Consider the following 12733-nt stretch of genomic DNA (forward strand, 5'->3'; position numbering starts at 1 on the left):
GCCGCTCCTCTATCCGCCGCGCCCGACGAGCTCGTCCGCGACCGTGCTGCGAGGCACGACGAGCAGCTCGCGCGCGGGGTCGAGCGTGCCGAACCGGCCGTCGGTGCTCGTCACGATGAGGCCGCGGACTCCGAGAGCCGCGCGCCGGACGATGAGCAGGCGCTGCTGCCCGATCGTGACGTCAGCGGGAAGGATCCGCTCGGCCACCGTCAGCTCGGGCCACGTCGACCACGCCATCGTCAGCGAGGCGCCCGGAGGGAAGTCCTCGAGGAAGACCGTGACGACATCGCCCGGCCGGGCCACGCCGGGGACGATCGTGGCCTTGGGCTGGAGGACGCGGACGCGCACCGAGTCAGCGCCGATCCAGTCCGGCGGCAGTTCGACGATCACGGGCTCGGGCGGCTCGACATGGATCGCGACCGTCGCACCGGGAGACTCGTCGACGCCGTCGTTCGACGTGAACGTGAAGAAGTCGGAGCCGCTGAATCCGGTGGTCGGCGTGTACACGAGGTTCGGCCCGGTGCCCGACAGCACGCCGTGCGCCGGTGGGGCGACGACGTCGTAGGTCAGCTCGTCGCCGTCGGCATCGCTCGCCGACAGCGTCACTCCGACCGCCTTGTCGAACGCCGTGGTCACGGACTGGTCGGCTGCGACCGGCGGACGGTTCGACCGCAGGCTGCCCGCGGCGATGAAGACCTGGCTGTCCGATTCCTCCGCGACAGTGTCGGCGATCGCGATCTTCATCGTGTTCGTGGCGTTCGGCGTGACCTCCGCCGCGCATTGCAGCACGGTGGTCAAGCCGTCGGCCTCGAGGTCGAGGGGCCCTGACGTCGGCTCGGAGTCGTTGAACACGGGGGCGTTGTCTCGGTACAGCTGCTCTCTCTGCGCAGCGCTCTCGAGCGATCCGCCGTTGATGGTCTCGACCGAGACGGGCTCTTCGTCCTCATCCGGCGTGATGGCGCAGTTGACCCCGTTGACGAAGATCGCGAAGACGCCGTGAGTCTCGAGCGCGGCGTACTCGCTGTACTCCTCGCTCGCGAAGACGAAGTCCAGGAAGACCTCCGACGACGTCGGAACGAACCTGAACGTGAGTACGCTGGCATCCCGCGTGTCCCAGCCGAAGAGCTTCTCGAGATCGCTGTCGCCAAGCGCGCCGAGATCGCCGGTCGTCGTCTCACTGTCGTTCGGGCCGGGAGCCTCGTCGGCGTAGCCCGAGCTGAGGATGACGCCCTCCGAGAATCCGAGGACGTCGAACCCCGAGAAGCGCCCCGCCCCGACCTCGCTCCCCGTGTACGCGACGTTGCTCGTCGCGATGCCCGGGCCGACGAGGGCGTCGACGAGTTCCTCGGGCCCCAGCGTGGAGAGGTCCGTGACCGTCTGACCGGTCGAGGCGAGTCCCACGGAAGGCGCCGAGATGCGTTCGATCATCGTGAAGCTCGACGTCGAGATCGAGATGTCTACCGGCTCCTCCTCTTCCTCGCCATCGCCCTCCTCCTCGGCCGGCAGTGGCATCTCGGGAAGCGCCAGGTACGACAGGGCGAGACCGCTCACGCGGATCGTCCCCTCCACCGGATACGCCGACGGTTCGGCATCGAACGGCTCGACCGACGGCATGTCGAAGGCGACCGTGATCGTCCGCTCGGCAGCGTCGGGACCGAGACCCGTGAGCCGGCACGCGCCCCCCGCGACGATGTCGTCGCAGCCGCCGATCGCGCGCGGCGTCAGGAAGAACGGCCAGTCCAGGATGAGGTCCGCCGTGAGACCGGGGAGCGTGCCGGGGATCTCGCTCTCATATCCCACGGTCGCGGTCGCCGTGATCGGCTGCCCGCCTGTCCACCCCGTCTCGCTGTCGACGGTCAGGTCGATCGTGACCTCGGGCTCGAGGACGGCGAACTCCTCGGCATCCGACCCGATCCAGTCCGACGAGAGCTCGCTGCAGTCTGTGGGCGGTCCGTCGCACAGCTTCACACCGACCGCCGAGATCTCACCCGCTCCGGGGGCGTCGTCCGGCATGTCGAACCACAGCTCGACGACCTGGGTCGCGCCCACGATCGGGTCGGTGAGGAAGCAGATGTCGTCGACGATCTCGCAGCCGAACATGCCCGGCGGATCGACGAGCTCGAGGAAGTCCGGCCAGGTGATCGCGAGCCCCACGGCGTCGATGTCGGATTCCTCCGCCACCTCGTGGTCGTACGTGACCTCGACGGCGACGTGGAGCCGGAGCCCGCCGACGGTGCTGACGCTGCGGTCCAGGATCACGTCGACGGGGAACACATTCTCATCGAGGACGAACCGTGCACTGCTGGGCTCGATCCAGCTCCCGGGAAGGGACCGGGCCGCGCCGTCCGCGTTCTCGACCTCCAGCGCGACCCCCTCCATCGCGAAGTACCCCGCGAGACCCTGGGCCTCAGCCTCGGTCGGCAGTGCGAACTCCATCACGAACTCCGCAGCCGACCCCGGCAATCCGAGACCGCCGATGCGGCACACGCCGCCGTGACCGTCCCCGTTCGGGACGAAGTCCTCGCACGGACTCGCAGGATCGCTCCGCGGAGTCAGGAACTCCGGCCACGTGACCTGCACGACGGCCGTCGCGTCGGCGAACCGGAAAGCGCTCGATTGCCGGTGCGACACCCGGAACGTCGCGGTGACGTCGTCTCCGCCGGGAATCCCGTTATCCGCACTGAGCTCGACCGCAGTCACGATCGGCGGTTCGAAGACGGAGAACTCCTCGGCGCTTCCGATCAGCGCTGAGGCGGGAAGCGTCTCCATCAGAGATTCGCCTTCACTCGTGGCCCAGAGTTCGATGTTCGACGCGGTCACCGCGATCTCGCCCGAGTTCGGATCCGGCAGCTCGGCGGGCATCGTGAGCCGGAATCGCACCGTCTGGGTCTCGCCGGGCGGTGATGTCGCGAAGCGCAGCACGCAGATCTGGTCGGCGCCTCTCCACTCCACGCATCCGTCGGGTGTCGCGCTCAGGCTGAGGAACGGAGGCCAGTCGAGTCGAAGCTCGACCGCGACGTACGGCCCATAGCCCCGGTTCTCCGCGATGATGTCGAAGCCCTCGATCTGACGCACATCGATCTCGACCGCGACCTCTTCGCCCGCGACGATGCCTTCGCGCTCGCTGAGCCGCAGGTCGGTGTCGAAGATGTGCGCGACGAGCGTCGAGTCGTCCGCGTCGCCCTGGACCCAGCCCTCCGGCATGTCGTCGGGACTTCCCTCGGACGGGACGTACGTCGCAGTCAGCGGGGTCACGGATGTCGTGACCACGAGCGAATCGCCGGGGATCGTGCGCGGCGCCACCAGCTGAAGGTAGACGAGGTAGTAGCAGCTCGAACCGGAGAAGCACGAATACGGCGGAGGACCCGGCGTCCCGGGGATCTCGCCATCCGCGTCTTGGATCGGGGGGCAATGGGATTCCTCGCAGGACGCGTCCTGGAAGATCTCGAGATCGCAGAATCCATCGTCGACCGCTGTGCTCGCGTTCGCGCACAGGCCGCTGTCGTCGAGAGTCTCCCCGGTCCTCGCGAGCGTGAGCTCGTCCGGCCAGTCGAGGCGCCACACGGTCTGCGTCGACGACACCTGCAGGGGCGATTCGCTCGATGCGATGTTCGGGATGTCGATGACGAACGATGTCGAGGCGGGGTCGGGGTCGCCCGCCCACGAATAGTCGAAGGCCTGGACCGCGCCCTGGTACAGCGCGCCCCATGTGACGACGGGGGCGACGGATGCCGGTGGCACGACCGTCTCGCCGATGACCACGGGGATCTCGCCCGTGCCGATCTCCACGAGCCGGTCGATCGTCAGCGCGAGCGCGGCCGGCTCGGGCAGCGGGGAGGCCTGCGGCTCGAGCGTCGACTCGAAGTACAGCGTCACGGATCCCCAGCCCTGGGCCACGACGTCGGCGCTGAGGACGCACTCCTCCCCCGAGACATGGTCGTCGAGCTCGGACCAGGCCACGTCCTCACCGGGACGGATGTATCCCCGGCAGCCCGAGGCGTCGACGAGGTCGATGCCCTCCGGCCAGGTGACGCGCACCGCAACCCAACCGGGTCCGGCGAACTCGGCATCCTGCAGACGGATGTCGAGGTCCCAGCGGAACTGCTCCCCCGGGCGCGCATCGCCGCCGACATCGAGTGCCGAGATGGAGAACGGCGAGGTCTCGGCCGGGTCCACGATCTCCGCCGCGGCAGGCGCAGCCGCGACCGCGCCGCCCAGCACGAGGGCGGCGGTCGCGAGCGCTGCTGCGAGGCGTCGGAGTATCACGGTGATCCTGCTTCCGCTTCCATCGTCGCGAGCCCGCGCGCGTGTCCCGCGCGTGCCCGGGGCATCCGTCCGTGCACCGCCGCATGCCCGACCGGGCACGCGGCATCCGTCAGATCAGTCCCTCGCGCATCGCGTACGCGACAGCATGCGAGCGGTTGCGCAGCTGCAGGCGGGTCGTGATGTCGTGCAGCACGTTCTTGACGGTGCGCTCGGAGTACGACAGCTTGTGCGCGATCTGGGCGGTGTCCCAGCCTTCGGCCACGAGTTTGAGCACCTCTACCTCGCGAGCGGCGAGACCTGCGAAGGCGATGCCACGTGGGTCGAGCACCGTCCGCTGCAGGCGACCCACCTCGTCGAGCAGACGGCCCAGCAGGTCGGGGGGAACCGTCCCCTCCCCCGCGGCGGCGGCGCAGATCGCCGCGACGAGCCGGTCGGGGCGCGCCTCGGATCGCCGCACGAGCCCGACGACGCCGGTCTCCACGGCACGCACGAGGTCACCGTCGCTCAGCTGCGTCGCGACGAGGACCGTGCGGGACTCGCCGTGTCGCTGCAGGAACCGCAGGGTCGTGAGCGTCTCGTCGTCGACGATGTCGGCCACGACCACGACGACTTCCGGGGTGATCTCCTCTTCGACGCTCACGACGCGCACTTCCGGTCTCGGGCGCAGCTGGCTCACGATGCCCGCCTCCGAGATCGGATCCCGTGCGTTGACACGCACCGATGTTCGGCTCATGGTTGTCCCACTCTCAGCAGTCCAGGTCGCCCGCCCCCGCGTGCGCCCGGCTTCCCATGGCCTCCCCCCGAACCAGTGTCCGCCCGCCGACGGCAGGTCGGTGCTACGTACCCGTCGGACTACGTAGCGCGATCCCGGGCTCGAGACGCCGGGCGAGTTCTGTCCGGCTCCGGATGCCGAGCTTGTGGTAGATGTTCGACAGGTGGGTCTGCACTGTCCGGATCGACAGCCCCGTCTCGGCCGCGATCTCGGCGTCGGTCCGGCCCGCCGCGGCGCGGCCGGCGATCTCGGATTCCCGCGCCGTCAGGACGGTGGCCGGGGCGTCCGGCACGACGGGGCTGCGCAGCGAGGGGCATCGCGCCCGGAGGACCGCGAGCGTGGCCGCGTCTGCGCCCGTCACGACGGCGAGGGCTGCCGTCTCGAGCGCGCGCCACAGCAGCCTGCGCTCGGCGAGATCCCGCGCGCGCGCGTCGAGCGCGATCGCGTCGCGGTCGAGCCAGCCGTGCGCGAGGGCCTGGGAGCCGGCGAGCGCGGCGTCGCCCGCGGACGGCCTCAGCCGGAGCAGGGCGCGCGCGGCGGCATCTGAGCCGTAGCGGACTGCCTGGTCGAGGGCGACCCGCCCCCGCACGAACTGGCCGCGGGCGACGGCGTGGACGGCCGCCTGGGCGAGACGCTCCGCCGCGTCGGGAGCGTGACCGCCTGCCGCCGTCGTGACGGCGGCAGCGCGCGCGAGGTCGAGGTCGTAGAGGGGGGAACGGGGCCGTCTGCCGGCACGGGCGAGGTGCTCCGCCGCCTCGTCGCGCCGCCCCGCGAGCGCGAGGGCCTCGATGAGCGTCGCCTCCGTGCGCGCTCGGAACGCAAGCGCCCACGCGCCGTCCGCGACGACGGCGCCGACGGCGAGTGGGAGCGCCTCGTCGGGAGCGCCGCGCTCGAGGGCGATCCGCGCGAGCTGGTGCGAGTGCTGAGCGCGCATGCCGTCGTCCTGACCTGCGAGCGAGCCCTCGTACGACCCGCGTGCGAGGGCCTGCGCGGCATCCAGCGCCTCACGCGCCTCCGACAGCGCGGACTCGTCGATGATCCGCGCGAGCTCCATCCCCTGCGGCAGCAGATCCGCCGCGCGAGAGATCAGCTCGTTGCGTCGCGACCGGAGCGCTTCGTAGTCCGCGATGCGGCCCCCGTGCACGAGGGCGGCGCTCAGCGCGAGTGCCGCGTGCGCCTGCGCCTCCGTCGGCGCCTCGGCCTCGTCGAGCACGGACGCCCCCATCCGGACCGCGGCCCGGATGTCGCCGAGCTGCAGGAACGCCGATGCGAGGTGGGCGCGTGCGAGCGGGTCGTCGATATGACGGCGCAGAAGCTCCACGGCCCGAGCGGGATCGTTCGCGGGAAACATCGCCACGAACGCGTGCACGATGTCGCGCCGACGCCCCACCTCAGCCGGAAGATCGGCCGCCGCGAGCCCGGAGAGCAGCGCCTCCGCGTCGTCGAGCCGCTGCAGATGCGTCAGCAGCGTCGCGAGCTTGAGCGTGTCGGCAGGCTGCCGCACCCGCGCGATCGCGGCATCCACGAGCGCCTCGGCCTCGGCGGGGGCGACGGTCGCCGAGCCCGCGATCGCGTCCAGCAGGTCGTCGACCCGCACCCCGAGCCCCAGCTCGATGCGCCACAGGACGACGCGTCCCGCGAGCCGGGGATCCGGCGGCAGGGTCGGGTGCGCGTCGACGAGCTCCTGGATGAGACTCAGGCGGGCGGCGACGGGCAGGTCCGCCACGAGCGACTCTCCGAGCCACGGATGCCGCGGCTCGAGCACGATCGCGTCTGCGGCCCGTCGGAACCGGAGGAGTCCCGCCGTCTCCGCCTCCTCGACGGCCTGCGCCGTCGCGAGCCCGCGCATGATCGCGAGCGGGAGCGACTGGGCGAGCGCCGTGAGGCGAGCCGCGTGCAGAGCGGCCGACGAGACGCGCGGCTCCGAGCCGCTCGCAGGCACCGTGCGCCGCGGCGCGCCGGCGCCGACCACGTACGCCGTCCCCACCTCATACGCGATGCGGTCGGCGTCGATGAGGCCCTGCAGCGTCTCCTCCGCGTACTGCGGGATCCCCTCCGACCACTGCCGCACCATCGACATGAGCCCGGGGTCGGGCATGGCCGCGACCCGCGAGCGCACGAGCCGTGCGAGCTCGCCGTCCGAGAGGGGGGCCAGCGACATCCGCGCGGGCGCGTGGTGCCGCTCGATCGCCTGCACGGCCTCGTCGATCGGCTGCCCGTCCCGGACGCTCAGCAGCAGGGGCACGTCGGCGCGGGCGAGATCCAGCAGGACGGCAGCCGAGGCCGCATCGAGCAGGTGCGCGTCATCGACCGTGATGAGCGGCATCCGCTCGACGAGAGTGAGCCGCAGCCGCGTCGCCGCCTCGAACGCGCTCTCGACGCGATCGATGACGGGAAGGAACAGGCCGAGCGGCATGGATGCGGCGGCCCGCGTGGCCGCGAGCCGGCAGACGGGCCGGTCGCGCTCGACGAGGTCGGCGACGTGCTGGAGCAGATGCGAACGCCCGATGCCCGCGGGTCCGGCCACGAGCCGGGTCTCGCCGTCGCGGGCCGCTCGGGCGAGTTCTTCGACGAGCGCGCCGCGGCCGACGAAGATCCGATGGGGAACGCGGCTCATGTGAACTCCCGAAGGGCTGCCCCAGCACCCGCGCCAGGGCTCGGCGGCTCCTCCCCTGGGATCAGTGTGGCCTCATCGCACGACTGTCCGGTATCGGTGAGGCGCCGATCTTTCCCGTACCCACGCCAGGACGTGGTCAGAAACGCCCCTCGATTCGCCATGGAAGGGTCACCTAAGTAAAGTAAGGCTGTCCTTACCCCAAGCTTGGAGGATCCTGTGCCCCACTTCCGCCCCGCCGCCCTCGCGCTGACCGCGATCGCCGCGCTCGCGCTGACCGGCTGCGCCACTGCGACCGCCTCCGACGCCGACACGGCAGGCGCCGATTCGTCCTCGGGCTCGGGTGAGTTCCCCGTGACGATCGAGCACGCGTACGGCACGACGACGATCGCCGAGAAGCCGGAGCGCATCGCGACGGTCGCATGGGCCAACCACGAGGTCCCGCTCGCCCTGGGTGTCGTGCCCGTCGGGATGAGCAAGGCCACCTGGGGCGACGACGACAGCGACGGCGTCCTGCCCTGGGTCGAGGACAGGCTCGAGGAGCTCGGCGCCGAGACCCCCGTGCTGTTCGACGAGACCGACGGCATCGACTTCGAGGCCGTGGCCGACACGGCGCCCGACGTCATCCTCGCGGCCTACTCGGGGCTCACGCAGGAGGAGTACGACACGCTGTCGAAGATCGCGCCGGTCGTCGCGTATCCGGATGTCGCGTGGGGCACGTCGTACGAAGACATGATCCGCCTCGACGCCGCGGCCATCGGCCTGGCGGCGGAAGGCGACCAGCTCATCGAGGACCTGCACGCGGAGGTCGACGCGGCACTCGCCGAGCACCCCGGGCTCGCCGAGTCGAACATCCTCTTCTCCTACATCGACCCGTCGGACTTCAGCCAGGTCGGCTTCTACACGAGCCACGACACGCGTCCCGGCTTCCTCTCGAGCCTCGGGCTCCCCCAGCCGGCGATCGTCGAGGAGGAGACGGCCGGCACCGACCAGTTCTACGTGAGCGTGAGCTCGGAGCAGGCCGATCGGTTCGCCGACGTCGACGTCTTCGTGACCTACGGCGAGCCCGACGGCGCGATCATCGCGCAGCTGCAGGCCGACCCGCTCCTCTCGCAGATCCCTGCGATCGCCAACGGGCGGATCGCGATCCTCGAGAACTCGACGCCGCTCGCGGCGTCGGCCAACCCCTCGCCGCTCTCGATCGGCTGGGGCATCGACGAGTACTTCGCCCTCCTCGCGAGCGCGCTCGAGCCGAGGGCTTGAGCATCACCCTGACCCGCACGCCGCTGCCGAGCACCGCACCCCTGCGGCGCTCGGCGGCGGTGCGGATCGCGTGGCTCGGCGGATCGGTCGTCGTGCTCGCGCTCCTCTGCATCGCCTCCATCGCGCTCGGGGTGCGCGCGGTCGGCCTCGACGACATCCTCGCGGGGCTCGCGGGGAACGCGCGCACCGTCGAAGAGGCGGCGGTCGTCGCACGGATGCCGCGCACCGTGCTCGCGATCCTGGTGGGCGCCGCGCTCGCCATCGCGGGCGCGACGATGCAGGCCGTCACGCGCAATCCTCTCGCCGACCCCGGGATCCTCGGAGTCTCGGGCGGCGCGGCACTCGCGGTCGTCGTGGGCATCACCCTCTTCGGCGTCTCGGCGCCCTACCCCATGATGGGCTTCGCGATCGCGGGCGCCGCAGCCGCCGCGGTCTTCGTCTACGCCGTCGGCTCGCTCGGCCGCGGCGGGGCGACGCCGCTCAAGCTCGCGCTCGCGGGGGCTGCGGCATCCGCTGCCTTCATGTCGCTCGTGAGCGCCCTCATGCTCCCCCGCGTCGATCTCATGGAGACGTTCCGCTTCTGGCAGGTGGGCGGCGTCGGCGGGGCGACGTGGGACCGCATCGCGGCCGTCCTGCCGGTGCTCCTCCTCGGCGCCGTCGTGTGCCTGCTGACCGCTCGCGGCATGAACTCGCTCGCGCTCGGCGACGACGTCGCGACGGGGCTCGGCGAACACGTCGCCCGCACGCGGCTCGTCTCGTCGGCCGGAGCCGTCATCCTCTGCGGCGCGGCGGTCGCCGTCGCGGGTCCCATCGCCTTCGTCGGGCTCGTCGTGCCCCACCTCTGCCGCCTCCTCGTCGGCACCGACCACCGCTGGCTGCTGCCCTTCGCGGCGCTCGTGGGCGCGGCGCTCCTCGTCGCCTCCGATGTCGTCGGCCGCGTGGTCGCCCGCCCCGAGGAGATCCAGGTCGGCATCGTGACGGCGTTCATCGGCGCCCCCTTCTTCATCTGGATCGTCCGTCGTCAGAAGGTGCGTGAGCTGTGAGCCTGCAGACAGTCCGGTCCGGGCATCGCCGCCGCCTGCGGAGCCGCGGCCGCGCGGTCTGGATCCTGGCCGCCGCGACGGTTGTCGTGTTCGCCGTGACGCTCATGGTCGGCCAGACCTTCTACTCCCCCTCCGAGGTGCTCGGCGTGATCCTCGGCGAGACGGTGCCCGGCGCTTCGTTCACGGTCGGCGAACTGCGGCTGCCCCGCGCGATTCTCGGCCTGCTCGCGGGCTTCGCCTTCGGCATCGCGGGCGTCACGTTCCAGACGATGCTGCGCAACCCGCTCGCCTCGCCCGACATCATCGGCATCAACACGGGGGCGAGCGCCGCGGCGGTCGTCGGCATCGTGCTGCTCGGCCTCGACGAGACGGCCGTCTCGTTCCTCGCACTCGCGGGCGCCCTCCTCACCGCGGTGGCGATCTACCTCCTCTCGCATCGCGGGGGCTTCGCGGGCGCGAGGCTCATCCTCATCGGCATCGGGGTCGCCGCGATGCTGCAGAGCGTCGTCACCTACGTGCTCTCGCAGGCCGCCGCGTGGGACCTCCAGTCGGCGATGCAGTGGCTCACGGGCAGCCTCAACGGCGCGACCTGGACCGCCGTCACACCCCTCGCGATCGCGTCCCTCATCCTCGTCCCCGTGCTCCTCGCGCAGGCGCAGGGGCTCGACATGCTCCGCCTCGGCGACGACACCGCCGCGAGCCTCGGGGTCGACGTGCCCCGCACGCGCATCCTGCTGATCCTCGCGGCAGTCGGGCTGCTGGGCTTCGCGACGGCCGCGACGGGACCCATCGCCTTCCTCGCCTTCATGGCGGGTCCCATCGCCGCGCGCCTCGTGGGGCCCGGCGGCTCGCTCCTCGTGCCCGCCGGGCTCGTCGGCGCGCTCCTCGTGCTCGTCGCCGACCTCGTCGGACAGTTCGCCTTCGAGCACCGCTACCCCGTCGGCGTCGTCACGGGAGTGCTCGGCGCGCCCTACCTCGTCTACCTCCTCATCAGGACGAACCGCTCCGGAGGCTCGCTATGACCGCACTGCACACCCTGTCGGCGCAGGCGCTGACCCTCGCCTACGGCGAGCGCCCCGTCGTCGAGGGCATGGACCTGCAGATCCCGCCCGGCCGCATCGCGGCGATCGTCGGAGCGAACGGATGCGGCAAGTCGACGCTGCTGCGTGCGCTCGCCCGGCTCATCACGCCGCGGTCGGGCCAGGTCGTCCTCGACGGCAAGGCGCTGCACGGCCGCCCGACGAAGGAGGTCGCGAGGACGCTGGGGCTCCTCCCCCAGAGCCCCGTCGCGCCCGAGGGCATCGCCGTGGCCGATCTCGTCGGCCGGGGGCGGCACCCGCACCAGAAGCTGCTCGCACGGTGGAGCCCGCGCGACTACGAGGTCGTCGCGCGCTCGCTCGCGGCGACCGGCACCGCCGACCTCGCCGACCGCGCCGTCGACGAGCTCTCCGGAGGACAGCGCCAGCGCGTCTGGATCGCGATGGCGCTCGCGCAGGAGACCGACATCCTGCTCCTCGACGAGCCCACGACGTTCCTCGACGTCGCCCACCAGATCGAAGTGCTCGACCTGCTCACGGACCTGAACCTCGAGCGCGGCACGACGATCGCGATGGTGCTGCACGACATCAACCTCGCGGCGCGCTACGCCGACCACATCTTCGCGCTGCGCTCGGGCCGGCTCGTCGCGAGCGGCACGCCCGCCGAAGTCGTGACGAGCGAGCTCATCCGCGAGGTGTTCGACCTCGACGCACTCGTCGTGACCGATCCCGTGTCGGGCACGCCCATCGTCCTGCCCCGCGGCCGGCACCACGCGACACCGCCGGCCGTCGCGGCATCCGTACCGACAGGAGAATCCCGATGACCGCGACCGCCACCGCTCCCGCCCTGCGGTTCTTCCGCGCACGCGTCACCGCCGTCACCGACCTCACGCCGAGCTTCCGTCGCTTCACCTTCGGCGGCGACGACCTCGCCGACTACGGCGACCCCGGCTTCGACCAGCGCATCAAGATCGTCTTCCCGACCGAGACCGCAGGCCTCGACGCGATGCCGCAGGGCGAGGACTGGTACACCGACTGGCGCGAGCTGCCCGAGCACGAGCGCCCGCCGTTCCGCACCTACACGACGCGCCGCGTGCGCAACGAGGTCGGCGAGGTCGACGTCGACATGGTCGCGCACGAGATCCAGGGGCCCGCCTCCGCGTGGATCGCGCGCGCCTCGATCGGCGACGAGGTCCTCATCCTCGCGCCGACGACGGCGCACCGCGGAGTGAGCTACGGCATCGACTTCGTGCCGCCCGCGCACTCCGAGCGGATCCTCCTCGCGGGCGACGAGACGGCGGCGCCCGCCATCGCCGTCATCCTCGAGCAGCTCCCCCCGGACGCCCGCGGCACCGTCGTGCTCGAGGTCCCGCATCCCGACGACGTCGCGTACCTGCCCGCGCACCCCGGCTTCGAGCTCCGGGTCGTCGCGCGCGGCGACGGGCAGCGCCATGCGCACCTCGTGAAGGCCGTCGAAGAGGCCGCCGCCGTCCTCGCCCCCGCGGGCCGGGGCGCCGAGGTGTCCGAGATCGACATCGACCACGACATCCTGTGGGAGGTCCCGCGCACCGCGAAGGGCGGCGCCGCCCTCAAGAGCGCGGCCCTCTACTCCTGGCTCGCGGGCGAGGCGAGCGCGATCAAGTCGCTGCGGCGCCACCTCGTCACCGAGCAGGGCGTCGACCGCCGCGCGGTCGCCTTCATGGGCTACTGGCGACTCGGCAAGGCCGAGGTCTAGCAG

Annotated in this window: 8 protein-coding genes; 5 read left to right on the top strand and 3 right to left on the bottom strand. The window is 71.7% G+C overall.

Annotated features, from left to right (window positions below; all coding sequences use genetic code 11):
- Positions 1 to 9: 9 nt before the first annotated feature.
- From MJ607_RS20190 to MJ607_RS08490, 3 genes are all read right to left on the bottom strand, one after another.
- A complete protein-coding gene (locus tag MJ607_RS20190) occupies positions 10 to 4266 on the bottom strand; it encodes a choice-of-anchor L domain-containing protein (RefSeq protein ID WP_243075124.1) in 4257 nt (1418 codons plus the stop codon).
- A gap of 109 nt (positions 4267 to 4375) precedes the next feature.
- Positions 4376 to 4999 (bottom strand): LuxR C-terminal-related transcriptional regulator, encoded by a 624-nt coding sequence (locus MJ607_RS08485; RefSeq protein ID WP_243075125.1) that lies wholly within the window; start codon positions 4997 to 4999, stop codon positions 4376 to 4378.
- Positions 5000 to 5102: 103 nt separating this feature from the next.
- Positions 5103 to 7655 carry a LuxR family transcriptional regulator gene (locus tag MJ607_RS08490; protein ID WP_243075126.1) on the bottom strand — a complete coding sequence of 851 codons (2553 nt, stop codon included), beginning with the start codon at positions 7653 to 7655 and terminating at the stop codon, positions 5103 to 5105.
- Between the two features lie 216 nt (positions 7656 to 7871).
- On the opposite strand from MJ607_RS08490, the gene MJ607_RS08495 reads away from it, so the two are divergent.
- The 5 genes from MJ607_RS08495 to MJ607_RS08515 are packed head-to-tail and all read left to right on the top strand — an operon-like array spanning position 7872 to position 12730.
- Positions 7872 to 8915 (top strand): iron-siderophore ABC transporter substrate-binding protein, encoded by a 1044-nt coding sequence (locus MJ607_RS08495; RefSeq protein ID WP_243075127.1) that lies wholly within the window; start codon positions 7872 to 7874, stop codon positions 8913 to 8915.
- Positions 8916 to 8917: 2 nt separating this feature from the next.
- Positions 8918 to 9958 (top strand): FecCD family ABC transporter permease, encoded by a 1041-nt coding sequence (locus MJ607_RS08500; protein WP_374238045.1) that lies wholly within the window; start codon positions 8918 to 8920, stop codon positions 9956 to 9958.
- Positions 9955 to 10980 carry a FecCD family ABC transporter permease gene (locus MJ607_RS08505; RefSeq protein WP_374238041.1) on the top strand — a complete coding sequence of 342 codons (1026 nt, stop codon included), beginning with the start codon at positions 9955 to 9957 and terminating at the stop codon, positions 10978 to 10980. Before MJ607_RS08500 ends, MJ607_RS08505 begins: the two co-directional genes overlap by 4 nt.
- Complete coding sequence (locus MJ607_RS08510) at positions 10977 to 11819, top strand: ABC transporter ATP-binding protein (protein WP_279234431.1); 843 nt, start codon at positions 10977 to 10979, stop codon at positions 11817 to 11819. The genes MJ607_RS08505 and MJ607_RS08510 overlap by 4 nt, the downstream gene beginning before the upstream one ends.
- Complete coding sequence (locus MJ607_RS08515) at positions 11816 to 12730, top strand: siderophore-interacting protein (protein ID WP_243075129.1); 915 nt, start codon at positions 11816 to 11818, stop codon at positions 12728 to 12730. The genes MJ607_RS08510 and MJ607_RS08515 overlap by 4 nt, the downstream gene beginning before the upstream one ends.
- The last annotated feature ends 3 nt before the right edge of the window (positions 12731 to 12733 follow it).

It is taken from the genome of Microbacterium sp. SS28 (genome assembly GCF_022761035.1).
Taxonomy (GTDB): Bacteria; Actinomycetota; Actinomycetes; order Actinomycetales; family Microbacteriaceae; genus Microbacterium.

Excerpts from the sequence above, each read along its gene's own strand:
- MJ607_RS08485 (WP_243075125.1), bottom strand. The coding sequence starts at position 4,999 with ATGAGCCGAACATCGGTGCGTGTCAACGCACGGGATCCGATCTCGGAG.
- MJ607_RS08510 (WP_279234431.1), top strand. The coding sequence starts at position 10,977 with ATGACCGCACTGCACACCCTGTCGGCGCAGGCGCTGACCCTCGCCTAC.
- MJ607_RS08490 (WP_243075126.1), bottom strand. The coding sequence starts at position 7,655 with ATGAGCCGCGTTCCCCATCGGATCTTCGTCGGCCGCGGCGCGCTCGTC.
- MJ607_RS08515 (WP_243075129.1), top strand. The coding sequence starts at position 11,816 with ATGACCGCGACCGCCACCGCTCCCGCCCTGCGGTTCTTCCGCGCACGC.